Origin of the sequence: Catenulispora yoronensis, from assembly GCF_039531695.1 — a bacterium.
In the GTDB taxonomy this organism is placed as follows: domain Bacteria; phylum Actinomycetota; class Actinomycetes; order Streptomycetales; family Catenulisporaceae; genus Catenulispora; species Catenulispora yoronensis.
This window is the reverse complement of the sequence record NZ_BAAAQN010000014.1, coordinates 40,943-65,674: the sequence shown is the minus strand read 5'-3', so window position 1 is coordinate 65,674 and position 24,732 is coordinate 40,943. Positions and strand designations below refer to the sequence as shown.

Sequence of the window (24,732 nt, the reverse complement as noted above, 5' to 3'; positions counted from 1 at the left end):
ACCCACCTCTCAACCGACCGAACGTTCGGTTCAATGATCCCGCCGCTCCGGTGGCGGTGTCAATGCGGCGGTGTCAATAAAGCACGCCACCCCCAGGTGTGCCCCTCGAACCTCGCGGCCCGGTATACGTTGAGCCAGTGGGGGGACACACGATGCGCATGACCGACGGCGTCTTCGACGACCCCCTCTTCGGCGCCGAGCCGGTGAGTCCGGAGCGTGCGGCGGCCCTGACCCGGTTCGTCTCGCTCCTCGGCTCGGCCCGGCCCGCCGACGTCCGGCCGGTGCTGGCGGCCCTGCCCGCGGCCGATGTCGCCGCGGCGGTGGACGGCGTACAGGGCTGGCTCAGCCTGCCGGTCCGCGAGTATCTCCTCGTCGAGGGCCCTGGCCGCGCTTTGGGCGTGCTGTTCCGGCATGTGATGGTCAATCGCGGCGACATGCCGACCGGCACCGTGAACCGCATCCTGGCCCGGTGCGACCCGGACGCCGACGCGGGTGTCTTCGCCTGTCCGGACGTCCACGCGGCCGGCTGGGCCCGCACCATGATCCTGCGGCACCGGCGCGGCCCGGACGGCCGTCCGATCATCCCGCCGCTGGTCAAGCGGTCCCTCCTGGAGGCCCTCGCGGACGGCGCGCCGACGTCGCGGCTGCTGGCCGAGGTCGCCGAGGCCGACGATCCGGAGCTGGTCCTGGCTCTGCTGCCGCACGCCCGCCGGCTCGGTGCGCGCGACGCGGGACACGTCATCAAGACCCTGGACGCCCACGGCCTCCGCCGCGAGGCGAAAGGCAAGCGCGAGCTGTGGGCGCGGCGCAAGTACCCCATCAGATTCATGATCCTCGGGTTCCGGCGCGTCACCGCCGTGAGCAAGATGCATGTGCTCAACCGCCGGCTCATTCTCGATCCGGGAAAGGGCGAGGAGGCCATGACGCTGGATCGCTACCGCGAACTCGTCGCCGGCGCGCGCCCCGAATCCGCCGGCGGATACACCGCCGCGCGCCAAGCCGCCTGGCTCGGGCTGCGGACCGGGAGCCTCTCACCCGCCGAGATCCTGGAGCACACCCGGCCGGCCGCCCTCGCCGTGTCGCTGGCCGACTGCGACGGCACCGACATGTGGCGGCCCGGCGAGGCCCGCGCCTCGGACAACGTCCGGGCGCTCATCGCGCGGGACGCGAGCGAACGGCTCGGCAATGACCCGAAGCGCTGGGCCCGCGTGATAGCCCGCGTGAACTCCTACGCCGGCACCGTGCCCGAGCTCCTCGCCGATCCCGACCCCTTCGCCGGCCACCAGCACTGGTCCTCGGTGGACTACAGCTCCCTGATCCGCAGCGACTTCCACGCGGCCAACGTGCTCCTGGCGATGGCCGCGCGCGACGTCGCCGACCGGGCCCTGGTCACCAAGCGCATGAAGCGCACGATCACCCGCGCGGCCGGCAACCCTCCCCTGTGCCGTCCGCTGACGGACTGCATCATCGCTCGCGGCACCGCCCCGCAGCGCGAACAGCTGGCGGCCAACGAGGCCACCCCGGACTCGGTCCTGGCCCGCCTGATCGAGGTGACGCAGCGGACGGAGGTCCTGCTCGCGATCCTCGAACGCGAGCTGGTCGGGCCCGACGTCGTCACCGAGGTCTTCGCCGTCATGCCGCGCGACCGCGGGTTGAAGGAGTGGATCGTCGAAACCGTGAGCTTCGATCCGGCGATGGCCCTGAAGGCGCTCCGCTGCACGGCGGACGATCCGGAGTGGATACTGCGGGTCCTGCGCGCCGCGAACAACGAGTTCGACGAACCGGGCCGGATGGCGGCCTACGTGCTGCTCGCCGAGGTGGCCGGGGTGGAGGCCGTGTGGGCACTGGAGCAGGAGCGCGTGGGGACGCTCGCCGACATGGAGCCCTCTGTGCGCGCGTCGATGGCCTCCGGCGACGCGGAGCCGCTGATCGAGGCCGCCTGGAACTCCCCGATCGAGATGACGGACGTGCCACTCGCCGAGCTGGCGAGCCTTGAGGACGCCCTGGAGCGACCGCTGGTCCGGCCGGTCGTGGACTTGATCCGCACGGTCCTCGACGGGCACACCGAGCGCTGGCTGCAACTCGCTGACCTGCTGATGGAGCGGCCGTACGCGACCGACGAGGAACTCATCACCGAGATCGCCGCGCGAAACGCCGCATAGCCGCGAGCGCCGGGACCCGACTTCGCCAGCACCGCCACCATCGCCACCACCGCAACGCACTCGCAGTGGCAGTCGCCGTGGCAGCCGCAGCCGCAGCCGCCGTGGCAGTAGCAGTCGCCGTAGCAGTGGCAGTGGCAGTCGCAGTCGCAGCCGCAGCCGCAGCCGCAGCCGCAGCCGCAAGCTGGGCCGTACCGCGCCGCACCGCAACCCCCGCCCCTCCATCACGTCCCCGCCTTCAACCCCGCAATCCGATCGTTCACATACGCCACCGCGTCCTCGAACGGCGTCTCCCGCTCCGGAAACCGCATCCCGGTCGCCATCGGCGCCGCCACCCGGTCCAGCCGGAACACCCTCCAGTCGGCGCGGTCCGGGTCGTACGCGACCAGGTACCAGCGCCGTCGGGTCGGTACCAGCCGGTACGGCTCCACATGCCGCCGCGTCTGGCTCCCGTCCGCCGCGAGGTAGCCGAACCGCAGCGTCTGGCGTGCGGTGACGGCTCCCGCGATCTCCGTGAGGTCCGCGATGTCCACCAGCGGCGTGTCCCCGGCCGGGATCGGCGCCGTGGCCCCGACCAGGGCGTCGACCCGGTACCGCAGCCGCGAGGGCAGGATCTGCTGAAGTTTGGCCAGCGCCCGGACCGACGCCTCCTCGATGCCCTCGACGGCGTGGCTGGCCGATGTCCGCAGGCCCACCGCGATCGCCACCGCCTCGTCGTCGTCCAGCAGCAACGGCGGCATCGCCTGCCCGGACCCGAGCCGGTAGCCGCCGGCCGCCCCCTGCGTCGCCTCGACCGGGTAGCCGAGGCCGCGGAGCCGGTCGACGTCCCGCCGGATCGTGCGCGGGGTGACCTCCAGACGCTCGGCCAGGACGGAGCCCGGCCACTCGCGCCCGGTCTGGAGCAAGGACAGCAGCCGGAGCAGCCGCGCGGGGGTGTCGGTCACGAGTTCCACGATGGCACAGAACTAGGACATGATCTGACCTATATGGGGTCTAGCGTCGAAGACATGACACGCATCGCGGAAATCGCAGACACAGTCAAGGACATCGAGGCCACCAAGACCGGCGAGCTGCCGGCCGCCCAGCCGTTCGACCTGCGGACCTCGATCCGCTTCCTCAGCGGGTTCGGCGCCTGCAAGGGCGACCAGATCCTCACCGACGACAGCATCGCCAAGGCCCTGGCCGTCGACGGCCGCGCGGTCGTCTTCGAGGTCACCCCGACCCCGGCCGGCCTCGCCTACCGGCTGTCCGCCGACACCCCGATCGACGCCGGCGTCGAGCAGCGGACCCGGACCGCGATCGACCGCTACCTGAGCCTGTCCGACGACCTCACCGAGTTCTACGCCCTGGCCGAGGCCGACGATCCCGCCTACGCCGACCTGGTGGACCAGCTGCGCGGCCTGCACCATGTCCGCTTCCTGACGCTCCCCGAGATCGCGACCTGGGCGCTGGTCTCGCAGCGGACGCCGAAGTCGCACGCGCTCGGCATGAAGCGCCGCATCCAGGCCCTCGGCCCGGCCACGACCGTCGACGGAGTCCGGTTCCAGGCCTTCCCGGAAGTCGCCGTCCTCGCCGAACTGAGCGACGCGGAGTGGTTCTCGCTGGTCCGCAACGAGCGCAAGGCCGCCTATCTGGGCAACATGATGCGCGGGCTCCAGGAAATCGGCGAGGACTTCCTGCGGAAGGCGTCCTACAAGGACGCCTACGCCACGCTCCGCTCGATCAAGGGCGCCGGCGACTGGACGGCCTCAGCGATCATGCTGCGCGGCCTGGGCCGGATGGACCACGTGCCGCTGGGGATGGCCCAGTTCCAGGACGCGGCGATGGAGCTCTACGGCCGTCCGCTCGACGCCGATCGGGTGCGCCGCCACTACGGCGAGCACCTCGGCTACTGGTCCTACTACCTGAGGACCGGCGTCGGGGTCCTGCGCGGCCGCTCGGCGCAGAGCCCGGCCCCGGCGGCCTGCGCGGCCTGAACCGTCCTGGAACCCCGCGAACGCGGGGCCCAGGGCGATCAGCAATCAACCAGCCATCAGCTCACTCTGCCGACGTCAGCACCCGCGCACCGTCGTCCGTGATCGCGATGGTGTGCTCCGAATGCGCCCCGCGCGAACCGTCCGTGAACTTCAGCGTCCAGCCGTCCGGATCGGTGAAGATCTGGTTCGTCGACGCCGACCACCACGGCTCCAGCGCCAGCGTCAGCCCCGGACGCAGCACCAGCCCGCGGCCGGCCCGGCCGTCGTTCGGGACGTGCGGGTCCTCGTGCATGGTGTGGCCCAGGCCGTGCCCGCCGAACTGCATGTTGACCGGATAGCCGTGGCGCTCGGCCACCGCGCCGATCGCGGCCGAGACGTCACCGAGCTTCGCCCCCGGCCCGGCCGCCGCGATGCCCGCCGCCAGCGCCTCGCGCGTCGACTCCACCAGCCGCACGTCCTCCTCGCGGGGCGTGCCCACGATCGTCGTGCGCGCCGCGTCGGCGACCCAGCCGTCGATCGACACCGCGAAGTCCAGGGTCAGCACGTCGCCGTCCTTGAGCGTGTACTTGTGCGGCAGGCCGTGCAGCACCGCGTCGTTCACCGACAGGCAGATGACGTTGCGGAACGGCCCGCGGCCGAACGAGGGGGCGTAATCCCAGTAGCAGGACTCCGCGCCGCGCTCGTTGACCAGCCGCCGGGCCCGCTGCTCCAGGTCCATCAGGTTCACGCCGGGCCGGGCCAGCTCGGCCAGCTCGGCCAGGGTCTCGCCGACGAACCGGCCGGTCACCGCCATCTTGTCGATCTCTCGCGGCGTCTTCAGCTCGATCACCGGTTCGTCTCCATCCGCTCGGTCTTCTCCGTGGGCGCGGCCTTCCCGGCCGGGCCGTCCCGCCACAGCTGCTCGCCGTCGTCGTCCAGCACGCCGGTGGCCGCCAACCCGACCCGGCCGGCCACTCGCGCGGAGGCCGCATGGTCAGGATGGATGTGCGCCCGCACCTCGGCCACGCCGTGCTCCCGCAACCAGGCGACCATCCCGCCGGCCGCCTCCGCCGCATACCCGCGTCCCTGGAACTCAGCCCCCACGACCCAAGCCACGTCGGCCGCGCGGCCGGCGTCGACGACCGTGGCCTGCACGGTGCCGACGGCGACACCGTCCTCGGCGCGCCGCACGATCCAGTTGTGCCACTCCTGCGATCCGTCGGCCGGGCCGCCCGCGGCCTGACGCGCGTAGCGCGCGCGTAAGGCGTCCGGCGTCGGCGGTTCCCCGCCGATGAACGCATAAAGTTCCGGAGCGGCCAATACCGGAACCATCTCCTCGGCGTCCGCGGCGCTTAGCGGAGTCAGTAGTAATCGTGCGGTGGCTACAGGCTCTCTCAACACGCTCGCATGCTATGCGCCAGGCAAGCGTTCAGGACTCCGGGGATGCGGAGAAGGTGAACATCTTACTCGCGACAATACGCACGCCGACCCCGCCGACCAGGCCGTCCATCCACTCCTGGAATGCCGGCCCCTGTTTCGGCAGATAGAAATCCAGCATCGCCTGCCGCAGATCCGCGCACTCCGGTCCGTGCAGGTCGAACAACTCCGCCCGGCCGTGCACCGTCACCGACATCTCCTCCCCCGGCAGATATGTCGCGCTCACCGCCGGACGGGCCCGCAGATGCCGGATCCGGACGGCGTCCGGACCCGAGCTGAACCACCAGGAACCGCGGAGGAAATATCCGTCGAACGGCCCGGTCAGCGGGCGGCCGTCGGCGGTCGCCGTCGCCACCGTGATCAGCCGCATCCCCGACAGCCGCCCGACCAGGGACGCGGCGTCGAGCCGACGCTTTTCCGTGATGATTCCCCGCAGGTGGGGCCCCGCCGCGGCAATGCTCTGGTCGAGCAGGGACTGCAAAGCGGCGAGTTCTTCAGTGGTCTCCAGCATCCACCGAATATCGCAGCCCACGCCCACAATCGCGGCCGCGCCGCGCCCGGCGCCGACCCATCCGAGTCGAACGTCCGGGGTTACCCACGAAGTTGCCGCCGTATCCGCATCGTTACTCATCTGTGACATCCCGAGTTGACACACGCCACAGGGCAAGAGGATCCTCATATTCCGTTAGGACACCTCGTTCGGTGAGGCGTCTTCACGGACAAAGGCCACTGATCCCATCGGTCGAGAGACCCTCCGGATCAGGACAGATCTCCTCGGCTTAAGGGGTGATCCCAAGTGGCTGCGCAGCTGACGCTACGCCGTGAAGTGCCGAAGCTCTGACGAGAGAGGTGGCCGGACCGATCCTGCCAGCGTCGTGCAATGGTGAACGGCGAGTGAACGGCAGAGGTTTTCCGGGTTTGCCTCCCAGGGGTGTCGCACGATCGTGTCCATGTCGGGTGTGTGGACGCGACCAGGGACCAGGCGCCGCGGCGCCGCGGCGGCCAGGGAGGTGGTTGCGATGAACCCAGGCAGTAGTTCGGGCCACAGTCGGCCCCGCATCGCGCACGACCCAGTCCTCCGTTCCTCCCTCGGCGCGCGCTGACCCGATCAGCATTCCGCTCCCACCCCGGGCCCGCCCGGGCCGCCTCGGCGTGCCCGGACGCGCCCCGGGCGGGTCCGTCGCGCCGCCCGACCAGCCGCCACAACCGGCAGCAGGGGGTGTTTCCACATGACCACGGCCACGCTGAACAGCGACGTCCCCGGCCTGCGCACCGGCGCAGTGCTCGATGACGCCCACGTCGGCGACATCAAGGGTGCATTCGGCACCATCAACCTCGACGACCACGGCACCGGCCGCGGGCTGTCGGCGAAGCTCAAGACCCTGCTGGCCGTCGTCGGCCCCGGCCTGATCGTGATGGTCGGCGACAACGACGCCGGCGCCTTCGCCACCTACGGCCAGGCCGGGCACCAGTACGGCACCCGCCTGCTGTGGACACTGCTGCTGCTGGTCCCGGTGCTGTACGTGAACCAGGAGATGGTGCTGCGGCTCGGCGCGGTGACCGGCGTCGGGCACGCCCGGCTGATCTTCGAGCGGTTCGGCAGGTTCTGGGGCGCGTTCAGCGTCATCGACCTGTTCATTCTCAATGCTCTGACACTGGTGACCGAGTTCATCGGCATCACGCTGGCCACCGGCTATCTCGGACTGCCCAAGGTCCCGTCAGTGGTCATGGCGGCGCTGGTCGTGGTGGCGGCCGCGATGACCGGCTCGTTCCAGCGCTTCGAGCGGATCGCGCTGGCGCTGTGCGCCGGCTCGCTGCTGCTGATCCCGATCTCGATCATGGCGCACCCCTCGGCCGGCGCGATGGCGCACGGCTTCACCACCCCGGCGCTGCCCGGCGGCTCCGGCCAGATGGCCGCGGTGATGCTGCTGGTGATCGGCATCGTCGGCACCACGGTGGCGCCCTGGCAGCTGTTCTTCCAGCAGAGCTACGTCATCGACAAGCGCATCACGCCGCGCTTCATGAAGTACGAGAAGGCGGACCTGTCGATCGGGATCGTCGTGGTCGTGGTCGGCGCGGCGGCGACGATCGGGCTGGGCGCGGTCGCCGCGGCGCACCTGCCGGGGCCGTTCACCGACGCCGCCGACGTGGCCCGCGGCCTGTCCGCCTACGGCGGCCGGGTGCTCGGCGACCTGTTCGCGGTGGCACTGCTGGACGCCTCGATCATCGGGGCCTTCGCTGTGTCGCTGTCCACCGCCTACGCGATGGGCGACTGCCTGAAGATCAACCACTCGCTGCACCGCGGCGTGAAGCAGGCCAAGGGCTTCTACGCGGTCTACGTCGGCGTGATCGCGCTGGCCGCGACCATCGTGCTGGTGGCCAGCGACCACGTGCAGGGCGTGCTGACGGTCGGCGTGCAGGCGCTGGCCGGGGTGCTGCTGCCGTCGGCGTCGGTGTACCTGCTGCTGCTGTGCACCGACAAGGCGGTGCTGGGGCCGTGGGTCAACGGACGGCGGACCACGGTGTTCACCGCGGGAGTGATCGCGGTGCTGGTGGCGCTGTCGCTGGTGCTGACCGGCTCGGTGCTGGACCCGAACATCACGGCCGGCCAGATCGAGGCGATCCTGGCGGTGTGCGCGCTGGCGGCGCTGGGGCTGGGCGCCGGGATGGGGGCCAAGGCGCTCATCGCGCGGCGGGCTCCGGGCTATGTCGCCGAGGTCGTCGACCGGTCGGGCCGCGACGAGTGGCGGACGCCGGCACTGGCCGAGCTCGGGCAGGTCCAGTTCTCGCTCGCGCGGCGGGTGAGCCTGGCGGTGCTGCGGACGTATCTGGCGGTGGCGACGGTGCTGGTGGTAGTCAAGCTGTGCACGATGATGTTCGGGCACTGAGAGTCGGCTGCTGAGAGTCGGCCGCTGAGCTTGGCTGCTGAACAGAGCTCGACTGCCGAGCAGGTGTGATTGATGGCAAAAGGTAGGGGCTGACCGGGTTCTCCCGATCAGCCCCACTTGCTTTTCCCCATACCTCAACAACCTCAGCGCCGTTCGAGAAAAGCTTCCTCCAAGTCCAGCTGGTTCAGAACGCGCCGGTACACGTCGTCGTTGATCTCCCGCGAGTCCCGCAGATGCTCGACCGCGGCGCGTTCGGCGTCCAGCATCGAGCGCCGCGCGTCGTCGACAGCCGCGGCGCGAGCGCTCGGGCCGCCGGACGCGACCTGCTGCGCATACCGCCGCGCCTTCTCGCCGCGCCACAACGCCTGGTCCCGCATGCGGTCCACGGCCGGGTCCGGGAGTTGCGCCTCCAGTTCGTCCAGGCGCGCGAGGCCGGCATTGGCCGCCGTGCCCATCGCGCTGCAATAGGCGAACGCGTCCTCCTTCTCCTCCTCCACGGCGGTGATGCCGAGCCGGCGGATCAGGGGAGGCAGCGTCAAGCCCTGCACGATGAGCGTCGCCAGCACCACGAACAAGGTGAGGAACTGCACCAGTTCGCGTTCGGGGAGCGGTTCGCCGGTGTTGGTCGTCATGGGGATCGAAAGCACGGCGGCCAGCGACACCACGCCGCGCATGCCGGCCCAGCTCACGACGAAAAGCGTTCTGACCGCTTGGGATTCCGTCGACCGGTTGGGCGGCGTGCCGCGGAACCGCCGGGTGAACTGGTGGCCCAGGAAGCCGAAGGTGAACACGCCGCCGAACCGCGCCACCACCACGATCGCGAACGCCGCCAGGCCGTAGCCGATCAGCTGGAAGCCGCTCCAGTGGTCCACGTCGCGCAGGATCGGGATCAGCTGCAATCCGATCAGGGCGAACACCGTGGCTTCGAGGATCTCGACGATCACGTCCCACACCGCGGTGTCCAGCATGCGGGTCGCGTAGCCGGCGCGGACCCGTCGATGGCCGAGGTAGAGGCCGAGGATGACCACGCCCATCACGCCGGACACGTGCACGGCCTCGGCGGTGATGTAGACGACGAACGGCAGTATCAGCGAGATCGAGCTCTCGGCGCGCGGGTCGCGCATCCGGAACCGGATCGGATCCCAGACCATCGCCACCACCGCGCCGATCAGGATGCCGCCGGCCGCGGAGAGCAGGAACCGGCCGATGGCGTCGATGAACGTCACGGTCTCCCCGACCGCGGCGGCCAGCGCGATCCGGAAGGCGGTCAGGGCGGTGGCGTCGTTGAACAGCCCCTCCCCGACCAGGACGTCGACGGTCCGGCGCGGCAGCCCCAGCCGTCTGGCGATGGAGATGGCCGCGACGGTGTCCGGCGGGCCGAGCACCGCACCGAGCACGAAGGCCACCGGCAGCGGCATCTCGGGGATCAACAGGTGCATCGCGAAGCCGGTGAGCATGGTGGTGACCAGGACCATCGCCACCGACAGGATCAGCACGGCCTGCCAGTTCTGCCGCAGCGACGGCACCGAGGTCTCGACCGCCGCCTGGTAGAGCAGGGGCGGCAGCAGGATCATCAGGACGAATTCGGGTTCGAGGTCGTAATCCGGGATGAAGGGTGCGATGGACACCACGATGCCGATGACGACCAGCACGAGGGGCCCGTTGAGCGCGAAACGCCGCGCGAGGGCGGAGACGACCACTGAGAAGAAGGGGACGCCCAGGAGGAATAGGAGGTGTTGCGCCGTCATGACACCTGATCATCCCATAGTGGACGTCTTCCGCGCGGTGTCGGCGGATGGCTATCCGCGTGCCGTCTGCCACACGCGCTCGGGCACTGCCTCCACGAGTGACACCAACATGTTGAGATTGGTCTCGATCCAGTGCGGCTTGAGCGTTCCCGAGCCCCAGGTCAGCAACCGGGTGCCCTCCACCCGCCAGGAGAAGTCGGGCCAGGAGGCGATGAGCCGCAGGACCTGCGGTCCGAGCAGGTCCGCAGCGAGCTGGAGGTTCGCGGCGTAGACGTGATACCGGCGGTCGAACGCCGGATCGCCGATGACGAACTCCGGCATCGCCAGCTGCCCGCCGCTGCGGCTGCTGAGCTCACGCCGTCCGGAGCGGGCCACCACCTCCAGCGCGGGCAGCGCGACCGGGAGGTCGTCGACGCAGGCCACCCAGGCGTGGTGGGTGTCGTCGCCGTCGCTGCCGGGGGTGCGGTATTCGTAGTCCAGCACGAGGACCGCGCGGCCGCTGTGGCTGCCGCGCAGCACCCGGCGGGCGACGCGCTTGTGACCGATGGTGAACGGCGGGCCGCCGAAGGTGTCGGGTATCTCGCGGTCGTTCTTGGTCAGGTCCCACTGCTTCACGGCCGCCAGCGCGGTGAGCGCCCTGTTGCGACGGGCGGCGGCGACGGCGCCGGCGGCGCCCAGGACGACGAGGAATCCGATGAAGATCTCGGTGACAACGGGCACGGGACCATCCCTACCATCACGCTGTGAACGGCGTCACCGTCGGCGAGGTCGGCGGAGTCGCGAAGGACTCAGATCTTTTAGTTGCTTGGTTGGTGTTGGTACTCGGGCTCAGCGCGTGCCGTTGCAGTAGTAGGCGACGTTGTTGAAGTACTGGTTGTCCCAGAAGTACAGGTCGGCCCAGGTCTGCGGCCCGGCGACGCCGTCCACGTCGATCTTCGGATACGGCGGCGTGCCGCCCGGCGACTTCACGGTCGGGGCGTTGTTGCAGGACTGGAAGCTCGTCAACGCGCTTTGGGTGTCGGCGCCCCAGGCGCCGTCGATGGCGAGCGGCTTGATGCCCAGCATCGATTTCTTGAGCAAGCACTGAAGCTGCTTGACCGCGTTGGCGTTGGTCGAGCCCTTCTGAAGGGTGGGCATCTGCGCCGCCGGCAGGTTCAGGTAGGTGCAGTCGGTGGAGGGCGGCGGGGCGGTGGTCTTGGGAGCGCTGCTGGCCGGGGTGCTCGGCTTGGCGGTGGTGGCCGGCGCGGTGGTCGCGGGGCTGCCCGGGGTGGTGCCCTTGGACGAGGGCTTGGCCGGCGCGCCGCTGACGCTGGAACTGGTGGCGCCGGGCTTGGCCGACGTGCCGCCGGTGGACTTGGCGCCGGTGGCACCGGTCGTGCCGGCCGCACCCGGACTGCCGGGCGCCGAGCCCGAGGAACCAGTGGCGGCACCGGGGCCGCCGGGGATCGCGGCGCTGGAGACGGCGCCGCCGCCGGGGAGGGTGTCGCCGTTGGGCTTGCCGGAGACGGAGATCGCGGCGCCGGGGAAGTCGGCCGCGCCGACGGCACCGCTGGACGACTCGGTGGCGGCGAGGGCCGAGCCCGAGGGGTTCTTCGAGGAACCGCCGCCGGTGAACGCGATCGCGGCGCCGCCTATGCCGAGGACGGCCACGGCGGCGAGGGCGGAGGCTATGAGGGTTTTGCGACGGCGGTCGGGGGCCGGGGCGGCGGGGCCGTTGGTGTTGCGGCCGGAGCCGTTGGTGTTGCGGCCGGGACCGTTGGTGTTGCGGCCGGAGCCGAAAGCGGGCTGGCCAGCCGCCGAGCCATCAGCCAACGGCATGCCGTACGGCGACTGCATCATCGGCGGCAACGGCGCCTCGGCCTCGTACGACGTCCCCATCTGCGTTCCAGGTACCGGTGCCTGCGGCTGCGCTCCTGGTGCCGGCGCTGCCTGCGACTGGCCGGACTGGCCTGACTGATCGGGCTGGCCGAACGCCCCCGCGAACGGCGTGGACGCGCCGTCCTGCGAACCATCGGACGGGTTCTCGGGCATCCGCGGCGCGGGCGGCGTCTGCGGCCCCTGGGGCGTCCCCCACTGCGGGTAATGGTCGGCCGAACTCATGACGGCTTATCGTATCCGCGCCCCGATACGATCATGCGCCGGGTACGGCAAAGCTCTCGTAAAACCCCTGACGCCGGGCCGGACAGGTGGCGTCCGACACGCGGACGCACGCCTGAACCTCGGCAAACGTGTTGTGGCGGGCCCGTGGACAGGAGGATCATCGGGTCCATGACGCTGCCCCGCCAGCGCCCTCAGGGGCCTGCCACGCGACCGGTGCCTGTGCGCGAAGGCCTGCCCGACGAGGCCGCCCCGAACGGGCGCGAATCCAGCGATCCCTGGGGCAAGGTCCCGTTCCGGGTCACGGTCGACGATTCCGACACCCCCTACGACGTCGTGGACGCCCTCCTCCTCACCCCCTTCACCACCGGCGCGCAGCCCCACGCGCGCCACTCCCGCCTGGACGCCCTGCGCGAGGACGCCACCCTGGTGCCCGCCGAGGGCGAGGTCCTGCGCTCCGTGGTCGAGGACAAGCGCGAATCCTGCCTCACCGCCGGACCCGGCTGGACCGCCCGCTCCGTCCGCTGGTCCAGCGGCGGCGGCGAGGTGACCGTCGTGGCCGAAACCCCCGAACTCGCCACCAAGATCCTCGAACAAGCCACCGACGGCGTAGCGGCCGAAGAAGAACCCGAAGAAGAAAAAGTCTCCGTCGGCTTCTGGTACGCGGCCCCCCAACGAGGCCCCTACCGCACCGTCCGCACCATCACCGCCGAACCCTGGGAAGCGGTCCGCAAAAACTACTCCGCCTCCGCCGCCACCGCCCTCGACAAACTGATGGCCGTCCGCCGCACCGAGACCACCGGCCGCATGATCCTCCTCCACGGAGCCCCCGGCACCGGCAAAACCACAGCCCTGCGCACCCTCGCCCGCGAATGGCGCGAATGGTGCCAAGTCGACTACGTCCTCGACCCCGACGCCCTCTTCAACTCCCCCGGCTACCTGATGGAAGTAGCAATGGGCGTCGAGTACCACGGCCACGGCGACGAAGACGAAAACAAACGCCGCTGGCGCCTCCTCCTCCTCGAAGACTGCGACGAACTCATCCGCGGCGAAGCCAAAGCCACCAGCGGCCAAGCCCTCTCCCGCCTCCTCAACCTCACCGACGGCCTCCTGGGCCAAGGCCGCGACGTCCTAGTAGCCATCACCACCAACGAAAACCTGGCCAGCCTCCACCCCGCGGTCATAAGACCAGGCCGCTGCCTCGCCCAAATCGAAGTAGGCCCCCTCCCCCGCCCCGAAGCCCTAGCGTGGATGAACCACGAACACGCGGACGCGACCAAACTGGGCACGGGCGCTGCGACGCTGGCGGAGCTGATCGCGGCACGGGATGGGAACGAGCCGGTGGCTGCTGGTGGGGATGATGCGGGGACGGGGTTGTATTTGTAGGTGGGGGCGCGCGTGTGCGCGGTGTGCGGCGGGCGCGGGCGGTCGGCGGCTGGCAGGGGCCGGTCGGCGGTTGCCGCGCGCTGGCTGCCGGCCGACGGTTGGCAATGACTGGCCAGCAGTCGGCTGAGGCCGGTCGCAGGTAGCCGCTCGCAGGTAGCCGCTCGCAGGTAGCCGCTCGCAGGTCGCCACTCGCAGGTCGCCACTCGCAGGTCGCCGGTCGCCGGTCGCCGGTCGCCGGTCGCCGGTCGCCGGTCGCCGGTCGGCTGAGGCTGGTTGGCAGGCTGTGGCTGGTCGGCAGGCTGTCGGCAGTCGGCAGTCGGCAGTCGGCAGTCGGCAGTCGGCAGTCGATGGTCAGCAGGCGGCGCCGGGTAGGCGGTCGGCGGCTGTCTGGCGGGTGCTGGCGAGTGTTGGCGGAAGCCAGGCGGGCGCTTGGCGGGTGCTGGCAGCAGCTTGGCGGGTGCTGGCGGAGTGTATTTGCGTATGTCCAGCGCTCGCGAGATAGGCCATTGCGCCATTCGGGTGAAAGCCGTGACAACGCCGGAGGCCACTTTCTACGTGCTCCATATGGAGGTCGCGTGGAGGGGCAAGCAGCACTCGCAAGCGAGCGAAACGACACCCGACACCCGACACCATTTGTCCCTGCGGCGCCGATCGGCCCATGTCACCGGTCACCCGCACACCGCCGGTCAGTCCCACGCCGCCCCACCCCGCAGATCGCCCCCTGCCAGCCGCCGGCCGCCCGCGCGGCGCCGATTACCCGCGCGCCGCAAATCGCCCCCACCCCGCAGATCGCGCCCCCACCCCGCCCGCCGCCCACGCACCGCAGGTCGCCCGCACCCCGTCGGCCGCCCGCACTCCGACGGTCGCCCGTGTGCCGCAAGACATCCTGCGCCGCCGAACATGCACATGCCGCCGATGGGCCTGCGCCACCGGTCCCCCGGACCCCCGGACCCGCCGATCGGGCCTGCGCCACCAGCCCCCGGGCCCGCCGATCGGGCCCGCGCACCAGCCATCCGGACGCACCGATCGGGCCTGTGCCGCCGGTCATTCGGACCCGTCGATCGGGCCTGTGCCGCCGGTCGCTCGCGTCGTGGATCGACCCGCGTCGTGGATCAGTCCTGAGTTGAGGGGATAGTGGGCGGTAATCCGAAGGGGGCGAGGACTGTGGTGTCGAAGCGGGTCAGGGCTCGGATTCCCTTGTGGGTCAGGGTCAGGGTGATCAGGCCTGTGGCGCGGGGTGGGTTGTTGGGGGTGATCAGGTAGGTGGCGAGGGCGGGGCGGAGGTTGGCGCGGGTGGGGAGGAGGCGGAAGCGGCGGTTGGAGGCGAAGAGGTTGGTGCAGAAGGTGGCTACTTGGGTGCGGCCTTCGTATTCGAGGGGGATGGGGGGCATTGACATGAAGACGTCGTCGGTCAGGAGGGCTATGACGGCGGGTAGGTCGGCGGCTTCGTAGGCGGTGATGAAGCGGGATACCAGGGCGGACTCTTCGGGGGAGTTGGGGGCTGGTTCGGGGGTGGGTGGGCGGTGGGCGAGGGTGGCGCGGGCGCGTTTCAGGGCGCTGGTCACGGACTCGGTGGTGGTGTCGAGCATGGTGGCGACCTCGGTGGCGGGGAAGCCCAGGACGTCGCGGAGGATCAGGGTCGCCACTTGGCGGGGTGGCAGGGTCTGGAGTGCGGTGATGAAGGCCAGGGACATGGATTCGCTTTGCTCGTAGCGGGTTTCGGGGCCGGGGACCGGGGGGCCGAGGTGGGTGTCCGGGTACGGTTCCAGCCAGGTCACCTCGCCGAGGCGGGTGGGTTCAGGGGGCTGATACGCGCCGAAGTCCCAGGGGGCGGCGGGGCGGCGGGCGGCGGCGCGGCGGGCGTTGAGGCAGCGGTTGGTGGCGATCCGGTACAGCCACGTCCGCAGTGAGGCGCGCTCCTCGTAGCCGGACAGTCCTTGCCACGCCGACAGCAGCGTGTCCTGGAGCACGTCCTCGGCGTCCTGGAACGAGCCGAGCATTCGGTAGCAGTGGACCTGGAGCTCCCTCCGGTACGGCTCCGTCAGCTCGCGAAAGTCATCACCGTCGCCTCCGCGGGCTCGGGCCAGCAGGTCATTTGTCAGCACTGTCACTCCCACTCCGATAGGGACACCGCCCGATCCCCGAACTGGGCGCTCCGCGGACGCCCAGTTTCCACGACCGGAGGGTTCTGCATCGTCAGCGATCGATGGCAGACGGCAGATGGCAGATGGCAGATCGCCGTTGCCCAATGCCCAGTGATCGATGCGCGAAGCCCGAGACCCGAAGCCCGAAGCCCGATGCCCAGGCCCAAAGCCCGAAGCCCGGCCATGGGCCATCGGCGAGCCAAAAAACCCGAAAGGAAACACCATGTTGCTCCAGGACAAGGTCGCCATCGTCTACGGCGGCGCCGGCGCGATCGGCGGCGCGGTGGCCCGTGCGTTCGCCGCGGAGGGCGCTCGCGTGCATGTCACCGGGCGGTCCCTTGAGGCGGCGCGGGCCGTCGTCAAGGACATCACCGCCAATGGCGGCCAGGCCGAGGCCGCCGAGGTCGACGCTCTCGACGAGGCCGCCATCGGCCGGCATCTCCAGGACGTCGTGGACCGCGACGGCCGCGTCGACATCTCGTTCAACGCGGTCGGCATCCCCGACGGCGACATCCTCGGCAAGCCCGTCACCGAAATCGGCCCGGAGCTGTTCATGCGCCCGGTGCTGGCCTACACCAGCTCGTACTTCCACACCGCGCGCCTCGCCGCCCGGCACATGATCCCGCAGGGCTCGGGCGTCATCATGACCGTCACCGCGTTGCTGTCACGCAAGGGCACGACGCTCAACGGCGGCTACGGCCCCGCCCAGGCGGCGAAGGAGGCGCTGACCCGCGACCTGTCGGCCGAGCTGGCCCCGAAGGGGATCCGGGTGGTCGGCGTACGCCCGCACGGCATGCCCGAGGCCGAGTCGATGCGGGACGTCTACGACGCCAAGGCCGACGTCCTCGGCATCACCTGGGAGCAGTTCCAGGGCTTCCTCGCCGCCGACACGCACCCCCGCCGGGTCATGCACCTCGACGAGGTCGCGACCGTCGCCGCGTTCCTGGCCTCGGACCGCGCCGGAGGGATGACCGGCACGACGGTCAACCTCACCATGGGCAGCCTGGACGACTGACCGTCCGCAGGAGGCGGCCCCGGCCCCTGAACGCGCACCGCTCCCGGGCCTGGGTGAGGCCTGCCCGGGAGCGGTGCGCTCGGGTCCGGGTGGGGGACCGGGTCCCGGTCCGGGTCCACCTAATTCCCCACGAAAACCCTGCCGTCGTACCCGTAGTACCGCTCGACCGCAGGCACAACCCGGCCAGGATCATGGCAGGAGATTGTGATAGTCCCGTCGACCTCCACCCTGCCGACAAAATCAAGACCCTGTTTCTGCCAGAAGTCCCGATCAGCCGCCAGCCGCGCGCCCAAGGCCGACACCTCGGCCGCATTCAGAACACTGTCCCGAAACACGACGTAGAACGGCCTCGCCGCCGCCTCCGCATCACGCTCCAACGTCGAATCCCTGCCCGGAACGCGATACACGATCACGGTGAGCTGATCAGCATCCGAGACCGGCGACTGCACACCCGTCGCATAGTCGATCCCTGGCACACCGACCCCCGTCGTGGCGCCCGCGTGAGCAGCCTTCAGCTCCCCCTCCACCCGCGCCAAAGCCTGAAGCCGCGCGTCCAACGCCGACTCCGCCCGCCCGCCGGCCGCGATCGCCGGCTGCCTCACATGATCCGACGCCGGCCACCGCCCGAAGATCGGCCCGATCAGCAGCGCCCCGAAAACCGCCGCCACCACGACCCCGATGCCGACCGCCATCCGCGCCCGTCGGTGGTACCGATCCTCGGCGGCCACCGCCCGCCCAGTCACCGTCGCGATCGGAGCGGCCACGAAGCCGGGCATCCCCCCGGCCAGCAGCTCCCGCGCTCGCGGCCCCGTCGCAATATCCTGTTTTAGATCCCCGCCACTCATAACGCCGCCTCCGGCCTTCGCATGTATCCCCGTCGTCGAAGGACGCCTCAGCAGGCGTCATGTTTGCTAACGAAGTGAGACACGCACGAGGTTGGCTGGAGGCTGCAAGGCAATTCGGTCCAGTCAGCGCTGCTGAGCCATCGCGTCGACGAGATCGAGGACGAGTTCCGCGTATACCGCCGGCTGCTCGCCCTGAATGACGTGCCCCGCCCCGGCGACCCGCACGACGCGGTCCGCCCCGAACGCGGCTTCGAAGATCGCGACCTGGTCCGGTGCCGTCACCAGATCCGCCTCGCCGAGAACCAGCCGGCTCGGCACCGTCAGACCGGCGAGCAAGGCCGTCAGGTTCTCCAGCAGCAACGGGCTTTGGAACAGCAGTTCCGCCGCACGGTCGTCGGCCTCGTCATGCAGCCTCTCGACGAGCTCGTGGTCCAGCAGCCCGCGGTCGGAATCCGGGTGCAGGAACCACCTCTCGCCGAGCGGGCCGAGGCGGCCGAGCAGCTCGGTGCGCATCGGGTCGTCAGCGAACAGCTCCGTGCTCGCCGCGTCGTCCCGGCACGCCTGAGCCTCTTCCGGCCGACCATGCCGCTCGAAGAGGGTCGCGACGACCGGCAGCCGGAAACGCCGGGTACTCGCCACGTCCCACGACGGGTTCTCGAAGATCACACCGCGCACGCTCGCGGGATACCGGGCGGCGTATCTGGTGGCGAGCCGTCCGCCGTAGGAGTGGCCGATCACGAACCACGACGCGATACCCAGCGCCTCTCGAAGCGCTTCGCAGTCTTCGACGATGATGTCCTCGGACAGCGGCTCGTCGGGCCCGAGGGCGTCCGATTGGTGGAATCCGCGCTGGTCGAACGTGACGAGCCGCACCCCGCGCGCAAGCGTCTGTCCCTGCCACTGCACGAAGTTGTGGCAGCCCATCCCGGGTCCGCCATGCAGGTAGAGCAAGGCTGGAGCATCAACGTCGCCGAGTTCGTACACGTACAAACGAGTCCCGCGGACCTCTATGTGCCTCCCGTGAATGCTCACGTTCTGGGACGCTATCAGCCTTTCAATCGACGACCAGAACCAGTTTCCGACGCCCGCCGCCTTTCTCAGCTTCCTGATGTGCTTCACCGACCGAGGCCAGCGGAAAGGTCTGAACGGCGGGTACCGCAAACCTTCCAGACTCGATCAAGTCGCCGATCTCTCCGATCACGTGGAGGGCCCGGCCCGAATCGCCGCGGCTGAACAGAACTCCGTACTCCCGCGCGCCTTCGAAGTCTGCGATGGTCACGACGTTCGGCGTGCGTCCGGTCAGTTCGATCAGTTCGGGGAGCACGCCGCTGCCAGCGACGTCGAGCGCGAGGTCGACGCCATCGGGCGCGAGAGCGCGGACGCGTTCGACCAGACCATCGCCATACGTCACTGGCTCCGCGCCAAGGGAGCGCAGGTAGTCGTGGTTGGCCGAGCTTGCGGTACCAATAACCCGCGCCCCGCGCGCCACTGCGAGTTGGACGGCGGCGCTGCCGACGGTGCCGGAGGCGCCGTTGACCAGCAGTGTGCAGCCGCTCGTGACGCCGAGTTGGTCCAAGGCCCGGGTGGCGGTCTCGACGGCGGCGGGCAGGGCCGCGGCGGCGGCGAATCCGAGTGCGGCGGGGATCGGCGCGTAGTGCGCGAGGACCGCCGACTCGGCCTGGGCCGCGCCGTCGCGGGTGAAGCCGAACACCCGGTCGCCGAGCGCCACGTCGGTGACGCCGGCGCCGAGTTCGTCGACGGTTCCCGCCGCTTCGTGGCCGAGGGTCTGGGGCAGTTCCTCGTCCATCAGGCCTTTGCGTTTCTTCCAGTCGCTGGCGTTGACGCCGGCCGCGCGGACGGCGATCCGTACCTGGCCGGGGCCGGGGTGCGGGTCCGGCAGGTCGACGAGTTCGAGCACGTCCGGTCCCCCGAACCGGTCGAAGCGGACCGCCTTCATGGTGGGCTCCGTTCGCGGTGCGGGACGGCTTCGGGCCGCCGTCACGTCGACGACAAGTCTGCCGTGTGCTCGCTAATGCCGCACGAAATTGGGTCCGGCCTGGGGCTGTTCGTCGTAGTAGCGGTGGAAGACGGCGGTCGACCCGCTCGACAGCGGCGGCACGATCCACGACCATTCGGCCGGGCAGGCCCGGCCAGCCCGCTGCTCCTTGTCGAGGTGTTTCAGGAACCGGTGCGACTCGGTATGGTGGTCGGCGATGGTGACGCCGGCCGCTTCATACGAATGCAGTACGGCGAGGTTCAGTTCGACGAGTGCGCGGTCCCGCCACAGGGTGCGTTCGTTGCCGGTGTCCAGGCCGAGGTTGGCGGCGACGGTCGGCAGCAGGTCGTAGCGGTCGGCGTCGGCGAGGTTCCGGGATCCGATCTCGGTGCCCATGTACCAGCCGTTGAAGGGCGCGCAGGGGTAGTGCAGGCCGCCGATCTCCAGGCACATGTCGCTGACCGCGGGCACGGCGTGCCAGCGCAGGCCGAGTTCGGCGAACCAGGAATGGCGGGGGTGGGACAGCGGAACTTCCAACACACAGTCCCTCGGCAGCACGTGGACGTAGGGCCGGTAGCCGAACGCCTCGATCACCAGCGGCAGCACGTCGAACGCTGTGCTGTGCCCGTACCAGCCGAGGGCCCGGACGGCTTCGGTGAGCGCGATGTTGCGCGGGTCGCCGACCACTTCGTCGTCCTCGACGCGGTATCCGGCGTACCGGATGAGCTGCTCGTTGTGGATGCGCGGCGCGGGGCGGCCGGGCCGCTCCGGGGCGAAGACGGTGATGGTCGGGCGGATGCGGCCGCCGTTGGTGGCCTCGCGCAGATGGCTGACGCATTCGGCGGCGATGCGGACGGGGGTGGTGGCCTCGCGGCGGTCGCGCAGCTTCAGCGAACGCCAGTACAGGCGGCCTATGCAGCGGGAGGAGTTGCGCCACGCGACCCGGACGCCGTATTCGAGTTCGGCGAAGGTGTGGTCGTAGGTGCCGTCGGTCTCGATCTCGGCGGTCACCGCCCGGAGGCGCTCGGGGAGTTCGGAGGCGAGTCCGAGCTCGGTGTAGCAGTCGTTGAGGAACTCTTCGGCTTCGGCGAGGAGGGCTTCGGGGCTGGATAATCGGGGGGTGATCAGCAGGGGCAGGCCCGCGGGGCGGGCGGTGCGGTCGACGGCCGACAGGTCGCCGGACAGAGCACCGGACAGAGCGCCGGACAGGGCTGCGAGGTCGCCCGATAAGGCTGATAAGTCGGGGCCGGCGGGGTCCGCGGACCCCTCGCCATGATCCGGGCGGCGTTTCTGTCGTATCGCGAGATGGAACACAGGGATCCCCCCTACGCTCGGCAGTCGGATGCAGAGCGTCATCTTATGTCTACTACTAGTGTTCACACTACCGATTGCGAGGATTCGACTGCGATGTGTACTTACCAAACGTTCAAGCTCGCGGTGAACGGAAGTGCGAAGGGCCCTGAGACGTGGATCCGGGTGACCGAGGCGAGCGTCTACTACGACCATCCGACCCATGCCACCGATGAGCACACCCTGAACATCGATCTGCGCAACCCGGAGCGGGGACCGTCGGCACGGATCGCGGTGGAGTTGTCCGCGCAGGCCGCGTACGACCTGGCCCAGGCGATCCTGCACGCGTTGGAGAGCGTGCCGGAAGGCCTGCTGCCCGAAGGTCTACTCATTGGTACATCCCGGGACTAACGTGAGGGCATGGCCGCTGGCAACGCGAGGACCGACACCGCGAGCGTCTACGACTATGTGGTCGTCGGAGCCGGCTCGGCGGGCGCGGCGGTCGCGGCGCGGCTCTCGGAGGACCCGGGCTGCCGGGTGGCGCTCCTGGAGGCCGGTCCGGCCGACCGCAATCCACTGATCCACATCCCGGCGGCCTTCTCGGAGCTGTTCGAGACCAAGGTGGACTGGGCTTATCGCACGGTCCAGCAGCCGAAGCTCGGCGGGCGCCGGATCTACTGGCCGCGCGGCCGGATGCTCGGCGGCTCCTCGTCGATCAACGCGATGATGTGGGTCCGCGGGTTCCCGGCGGACTACGAGGAGTGGGCCAAGGCCGCCGGGCCGGCCTGGGGTCCCGACGAGGTGTTCGCGACGCTGCGGCGGATCGAGTCGTTCACGGCGGCGGCGAGCGCCGTCGACGCCTCGGCGAGCGCCGGCCACGGCGACAGCGGTCCGGTGCATGTCGAGGATCAGCGGTCGCCGCATCCGCTGACGTCGCGTTTCCTTGAGGCCTGCGACGTGCTGGGGTTGCCGGGTGTGCAAACAGCGGTGACGCAGCACGACGGCCGCCGCTGGTCGACCGCGGACGCGTATCTGAAGCCGGCGCGGCATCGGCCGAATCTGGTCGTGCACACCGGGGCGCTGGCCACGCGGGTGGTGTTCCACAATCAGCGGGCCACTGGTGTGCGCTATCTCGACGGTCGCCGTATCGGCACGTTGGCGGTACGGCGTGAGGTGGTTCTGTGCGGCGGCACGGTGAACACCCCGCAGTTGTTGATGCTGTCGGGGGTGGGTCCGGGTGATCATCTGCGGCAGCGCGGGATCGCGGTGGTCGCGGATTCGCCCGAGGTCGGGCGCAATCTGCGGGATCATCTGGCTGCCGGGATCGTGGTGCGGGTCAAGGATTCCAAGACTCTGATAAGCGGGCGTACGCCGGCCGGTTTCGCGCGCTATCTGGCCCGGCGCGAGGGTCCGTTGTCGTCGAACGTCGGTGAGGCGTACTTGTTCACCAGGACGGACGAGGCGTTGGAGCAGCCAGATCTTGAGGTGCTGTTCGCGCCGGTCGCTTTCCTGGACGAGGGTCTGACGCGGCCGAAGGAGCACGGGTACACGATCAGCGCCGTCCTGCAGAAGCCGCTGTCGCAAGGCTCGATCACTCTCGCCTCGATCGATCCGTCCGCCTCGCCGACCATCGATCCGGCGTATTTGTCGGATCCGGACGGCCGGGACTACGAGACGCTGATCCGGGGTGTGGCGCTGTGCGAGAAGATCGCCGCGACACCGCAGCTGGCACCGTACGGCGACGGCTACATGCTGCTGCCGGGCATGTCCGGCGAGGAGTTGTACGAGACGTCCGTCCGGCGTTATGCCCAGACGCTCTACCACCCGGTGGGAACGTGCCGCATGGGTCTGGACGCGGGGTCGGTGGTCGATCCGGCGTTGCGGGTGCGAGGTGTGGAGGGGCTGCGGGTCGCCGACGCCTCGGTGATGCCGTCGATCATCCGGGGTCACACGAACGCGCCGTCGATCGTGATCGGCGAGAAGGCCGCCGACCTGCTGAAAGACGATCGGCGGGCGAACCCGGGCGGTTAGTCCGCGCGGCGCCGGGCCGGGGCGCCGACTGGCGACGCGCCGCGGCGGCGCCGAGGCTGGGGTGGGGACCGGCGGCGCGGGCCGCGGGGCGGGTGCGTCCCGAGCGTCAGGAGTGCGTGCCATGGCCGGATTCGACATCGGCTCTTTGCTGAACAGCGTGCTGGGCGGCAGCAAGCAGCAGGGCGCCGACGGCTCGCAGGACGGCCGGTCGGCGTCGGGCGGCGGCGCCGGCGGGCTGGGCGGGCTGGTGAACGCCGACATGCTCGCCAAGCTCGGCCCGATGATCAGTTCCCTGATGGCCGGCGGCGGGTTGTCGAAGCTGATGGGTCAGCTCAAGGGCGGCGGACTCGGCGACCAGGCGAAGTCGTGGGTGTCGGCGGACCGGCCGAACGAACCGGTGACGGGTGAGCAGCTGAGTGAGGCTCTGGGGCCGGACACCATCTCGAAGTTCGCCAACACGATGGGGATGACGAACGAACAGGCGGCGCAGACGATGGCGCAGACCTTGCCGGGGGTGGTCGACGCGATGACGCCGGACGGGAAGGTGCCGGAGTCGGTGGGCAGCGAGGCTGGCGGCGCCAGCAGTGCGGCCGGCGCCACGCCCGGCGGCAACGCCGAGCCCGGCAGCACCTCCGAACCAGGCTCCTGATACCAGGTCTTTCCGCCCGAACCAGGATCCTGATAACACCCTTCCTGCGTCCGGGCCGTGGATGCGTCCCATCGGCCCGCCGGATGATCGCTACCATGCAGGCATGCGCGACATCGCCGTGTTCAGCGGAAGCGCCCATCCGGCGCTGGCTGCCGAGATCTGTGCCCATTTGGAGACGCCGCTGAACCCGGTGCGCGTCAGCCGGTTCGCCAACGACTGCCTGGAAGTGCAGTTGCAGGCGAACTGCCGGGAGCGCGACGTGTTCCTGGTGCAGCCGCTCGTCGCGCCGGTGCAGGAGCACCTCGTGGAGCTGCTGCTGATGTGCGACGCGGCCCGGGGTGCGTCGGCGGCCCGGATCACCGTCGTGATCCCGCACTACGCCTATGCCCGCAGCGACAAGAAGGACGCGCCGCGCATCTCGCTCGGCGGCCGCCTGGTGGCCGATCTGCTGGTGGCCGCCGGTGCGGACCGGGTACTGGCGATGACGCTGCACTCGCCGCAGGTCCACGGCTTCTTCTCGGTGCCCGTGGACCATCTGCACGCCCTCCGCGAGCTGGCGCGGCACTTCCGGCGCCACGACCTGACGAACACCACCGTCGTCTCCCCCGACCTGGGCAACGCGAAGGAGGCGGCGGCGTTCGCGCGGCTGCTGGGCGTGCCGGTCGCGGCCGGGGCGAAGCAGCGGTTCGCCGGGGACACGGTGGCCATCAGCTCGGTCATCGGGGACGTGTCCGGGCGGGACGTGATCGTGCTGGACGACGAGATCGCCAAGGGCAGCACCGTGATCGAGCTGCTGGACCGGCTGCGGGAGCTCGGGGCGCGCAAGGTGCGGGTGGCCTGCACGCACGGGCTGTTCGCGTCAGGGGCGTTGAAGCGGCTGGCGGACCAGCCGGACGTCGTGGAGATCGTGTGCACCAACACCGTGCCGATCTCGGCCCAGGCGGACACCGAGAGCACCGAGAAGCTCAAAGTGCTGTCGATCGCCCCGGCCCTGGCCGAGGCGATGCGACGGATCCACAACGGCGAGTCGGTCAGTGCCCTGTTCGACGGGCTATGAACGGACACCGCCACCGGCTGACTACGACTACAACC

Annotated in this window: 20 protein-coding genes, 1 pseudogene and 1 riboswitch; of the genes and pseudogenes, 9 read left to right on the top strand and 12 right to left on the bottom strand. The window is 70.2% G+C overall.

Going from position 1 to position 24,732, the window contains the following annotated elements; all coding sequences use genetic code 11:
- Positions 1 to 152 precede the first annotated feature (152 nt).
- Positions 153 to 2,162: a hypothetical protein gene (locus ABD481_RS14355; protein WP_344666122.1), complete on the top strand. Its 2,010-nt coding sequence runs from the start codon at positions 153 to 155 to the stop codon at positions 2,160 to 2,162.
- 239 nt (positions 2,163 to 2,401) lie between these two features.
- Here ABD481_RS14355 and ABD481_RS14350 read toward each other — a convergent pair.
- Positions 2,402 to 3,103, bottom strand: a pseudogene (locus ABD481_RS14350) (helix-turn-helix transcriptional regulator); the annotation flags it as partial.
- Between the two features lie 63 nt (positions 3,104 to 3,166).
- On the opposite strand from ABD481_RS14350, the gene ABD481_RS14345 reads away from it, so the two are divergent.
- On the top strand, positions 3,167 to 4,135 hold the full coding sequence (locus ABD481_RS14345; protein ID WP_344666121.1) for a DNA-3-methyladenine glycosylase family protein: 969 nt from the start codon (positions 3,167 to 3,169) through the stop codon (positions 4,133 to 4,135).
- Positions 4,136 to 4,196: 61 nt separating this feature from the next.
- Here the strand turns inward: ABD481_RS14345 and map are convergent, their stop codons facing one another.
- The 3 genes from map to ABD481_RS14330 are packed head-to-tail and all read right to left on the bottom strand — an operon-like array spanning position 4,197 to position 6,062.
- Complete coding sequence (map, locus tag ABD481_RS14340; RefSeq protein ID WP_344666120.1) at positions 4,197 to 4,964, bottom strand: type I methionyl aminopeptidase; 768 nt, start codon at positions 4,962 to 4,964, stop codon at positions 4,197 to 4,199.
- Positions 4,961 to 5,515 (bottom strand): GNAT family N-acetyltransferase, encoded by a 555-nt coding sequence (locus ABD481_RS14335; protein ID WP_344666119.1) that lies wholly within the window; start codon positions 5,513 to 5,515, stop codon positions 4,961 to 4,963. The genes map and ABD481_RS14335 overlap by 4 nt, the downstream gene beginning before the upstream one ends.
- 28 nt (positions 5,516 to 5,543) lie before the next feature.
- Entirely contained in the window at positions 5,544 to 6,062 is a 519-nt protein-coding gene (locus ABD481_RS14330) for a pyridoxamine 5'-phosphate oxidase family protein (protein WP_344666118.1), read from the bottom strand.
- 176 nt (positions 6,063 to 6,238) lie between these two features.
- Positions 6,239 to 6,407: riboswitch (M-box (ykoK) riboswitch) on the top strand.
- Positions 6,408 to 6,780: 373 nt separating this feature from the next.
- On the opposite strand from ABD481_RS14330, the gene ABD481_RS14325 reads away from it, so the two are divergent.
- A complete protein-coding gene (locus tag ABD481_RS14325) occupies positions 6,781 to 8,439 on the top strand; it encodes an NRAMP family divalent metal transporter (protein ID WP_344666117.1) in 1,659 nt (552 codons plus the stop codon).
- Between the two features lie 143 nt (positions 8,440 to 8,582).
- Here the strand turns inward: ABD481_RS14325 and ABD481_RS14320 are convergent, their stop codons facing one another.
- The 3 genes from ABD481_RS14320 to ABD481_RS14310 all read right to left on the bottom strand — a co-directional run bounded on the left by ABD481_RS14320 (position 8,583) and on the right by ABD481_RS14310 (position 12,287).
- A complete protein-coding gene (locus ABD481_RS14320; protein ID WP_344666116.1) occupies positions 8,583 to 10,187 on the bottom strand; it encodes a Na+/H+ antiporter in 1,605 nt (534 codons plus the stop codon).
- Positions 10,188 to 10,238: 51 nt separating this feature from the next.
- Positions 10,239 to 10,907 carry a hypothetical protein gene (locus ABD481_RS14315; protein ID WP_344666115.1) on the bottom strand — a complete coding sequence of 223 codons (669 nt, stop codon included), beginning with the start codon at positions 10,905 to 10,907 and terminating at the stop codon, positions 10,239 to 10,241.
- Positions 10,908 to 11,015: 108 nt separating this feature from the next.
- The gene (locus ABD481_RS14310) at positions 11,016 to 12,287 is read right to left on the bottom strand and encodes a hypothetical protein (protein ID WP_344666114.1); all 1,272 of its coding nucleotides are present in this window, start codon (positions 12,285 to 12,287) and stop codon (positions 11,016 to 11,018) included.
- A 168-nt stretch (positions 12,288 to 12,455) separates the two neighbouring features.
- On the opposite strand from ABD481_RS14310, the gene ABD481_RS14305 reads away from it, so the two are divergent.
- A complete protein-coding gene (locus ABD481_RS14305) occupies positions 12,456 to 13,670 on the top strand; it encodes a DUF5925 domain-containing protein (protein ID WP_344666113.1) in 1,215 nt (404 codons plus the stop codon).
- Positions 13,671 to 14,782: 1,112 nt separating this feature from the next.
- Here the strand turns inward: ABD481_RS14305 and ABD481_RS14300 are convergent.
- On the bottom strand, positions 14,783 to 15,775 hold the full coding sequence (locus tag ABD481_RS14300) for an RNA polymerase subunit sigma-70 (RefSeq protein ID WP_344666216.1): 993 nt from the start codon (positions 15,773 to 15,775) through the stop codon (positions 14,783 to 14,785).
- Positions 15,776 to 16,037: 262 nt separating this feature from the next.
- Here ABD481_RS14300 and ABD481_RS14295 point away from each other — a divergent pair, with 262 nt between their 5' ends.
- The gene (locus ABD481_RS14295; protein ID WP_344666112.1) at positions 16,038 to 16,829 is read left to right on the top strand and encodes an SDR family NAD(P)-dependent oxidoreductase; all 792 of its coding nucleotides are present in this window, start codon (positions 16,038 to 16,040) and stop codon (positions 16,827 to 16,829) included.
- 119 nt (positions 16,830 to 16,948) lie between these two features.
- Here ABD481_RS14295 and ABD481_RS14290 read toward each other — a convergent pair whose 3' ends face one another.
- The 4 genes from ABD481_RS14290 to ABD481_RS14275 all read right to left on the bottom strand — a co-directional run bounded on the left by ABD481_RS14290 (position 16,949) and on the right by ABD481_RS14275 (position 20,984).
- Entirely contained in the window at positions 16,949 to 17,593 is a 645-nt protein-coding gene (locus ABD481_RS14290; RefSeq protein WP_344666111.1) for a hypothetical protein, read from the bottom strand.
- Positions 17,594 to 17,797: 204 nt separating this feature from the next.
- Positions 17,798 to 18,658 carry an alpha/beta fold hydrolase gene (locus ABD481_RS14285; RefSeq protein ID WP_344666110.1) on the bottom strand — a complete coding sequence of 287 codons (861 nt, stop codon included), beginning with the start codon at positions 18,656 to 18,658 and terminating at the stop codon, positions 17,798 to 17,800.
- Positions 18,659 to 18,728: 70 nt separating this feature from the next.
- A complete protein-coding gene (locus ABD481_RS14280; RefSeq protein ID WP_344666109.1) occupies positions 18,729 to 19,631 on the bottom strand; it encodes an NADP-dependent oxidoreductase in 903 nt (300 codons plus the stop codon).
- Positions 19,632 to 19,703: 72 nt separating this feature from the next.
- Positions 19,704 to 20,984, bottom strand: coding sequence for a nitric oxide synthase oxygenase (locus ABD481_RS14275; protein ID WP_425559173.1), 1,281 nt, complete (start codon positions 20,982 to 20,984; stop codon positions 19,704 to 19,706).
- Positions 20,985 to 21,077: 93 nt separating this feature from the next.
- On the opposite strand from ABD481_RS14275, the gene ABD481_RS14270 reads away from it, so the two are divergent.
- From ABD481_RS14270 to ABD481_RS14255, 4 genes are all read left to right on the top strand, one after another.
- Positions 21,078 to 21,371, top strand: coding sequence for a DUF6295 family protein (locus tag ABD481_RS14270; RefSeq protein ID WP_344666108.1), 294 nt, complete (start codon positions 21,078 to 21,080; stop codon positions 21,369 to 21,371).
- A gap of 9 nt (positions 21,372 to 21,380) precedes the next feature.
- On the top strand, positions 21,381 to 22,991 hold the full coding sequence (locus ABD481_RS14265) for a GMC family oxidoreductase (protein WP_344666107.1): 1,611 nt from the start codon (positions 21,381 to 21,383) through the stop codon (positions 22,989 to 22,991).
- Between the two features lie 121 nt (positions 22,992 to 23,112).
- Positions 23,113 to 23,640 (top strand): YidB family protein, encoded by a 528-nt coding sequence (locus ABD481_RS14260; RefSeq protein WP_344666106.1) that lies wholly within the window; start codon positions 23,113 to 23,115, stop codon positions 23,638 to 23,640.
- A 103-nt stretch (positions 23,641 to 23,743) separates the two neighbouring features.
- Entirely contained in the window at positions 23,744 to 24,697 is a 954-nt protein-coding gene (locus ABD481_RS14255) for a ribose-phosphate diphosphokinase (RefSeq protein WP_344666105.1), read from the top strand.
- Positions 24,698 to 24,732: the final 35 nt, after the last annotated feature.

Coding starts and splice junctions, on each gene's coding strand:
- ABD481_RS14355 (WP_344666122.1), top strand. CDS start 153: ATGCGCATGACCGACGGCGTCTTCGACGACCCCCTCTTCGGCGCCGAG.
- ABD481_RS14345 (WP_344666121.1), top strand. CDS start 3,167: ATGACACGCATCGCGGAAATCGCAGACACAGTCAAGGACATCGAGGCC.
- ABD481_RS14330 (WP_344666118.1), bottom strand. CDS start 6,062: ATGCTGGAGACCACTGAAGAACTCGCCGCTTTGCAGTCCCTGCTCGAC.
- ABD481_RS14325 (WP_344666117.1), top strand. CDS start 6,781: ATGACCACGGCCACGCTGAACAGCGACGTCCCCGGCCTGCGCACCGGC.
- ABD481_RS14320 (WP_344666116.1), bottom strand. CDS start 10,187: ATGACGGCGCAACACCTCCTATTCCTCCTGGGCGTCCCCTTCTTCTCA.
- ABD481_RS14310 (WP_344666114.1), bottom strand. CDS start 12,287: ATGAGTTCGGCCGACCATTACCCGCAGTGGGGGACGCCCCAGGGGCCG.
- ABD481_RS14305 (WP_344666113.1), top strand. CDS start 12,456: ATGACGCTGCCCCGCCAGCGCCCTCAGGGGCCTGCCACGCGACCGGTG.
- ABD481_RS14295 (WP_344666112.1), top strand. CDS start 16,038: ATGTTGCTCCAGGACAAGGTCGCCATCGTCTACGGCGGCGCCGGCGCG.
- ABD481_RS14280 (WP_344666109.1), bottom strand. CDS start 19,631: ATGAAGGCGGTCCGCTTCGACCGGTTCGGGGGACCGGACGTGCTCGAA.
- ABD481_RS14270 (WP_344666108.1), top strand. CDS start 21,078: ATGTGTACTTACCAAACGTTCAAGCTCGCGGTGAACGGAAGTGCGAAG.
- ABD481_RS14265 (WP_344666107.1), top strand. CDS start 21,381: ATGGCCGCTGGCAACGCGAGGACCGACACCGCGAGCGTCTACGACTAT.
- ABD481_RS14260 (WP_344666106.1), top strand. CDS start 23,113: ATGGCCGGATTCGACATCGGCTCTTTGCTGAACAGCGTGCTGGGCGGC.
- ABD481_RS14255 (WP_344666105.1), top strand. CDS start 23,744: ATGCGCGACATCGCCGTGTTCAGCGGAAGCGCCCATCCGGCGCTGGCT.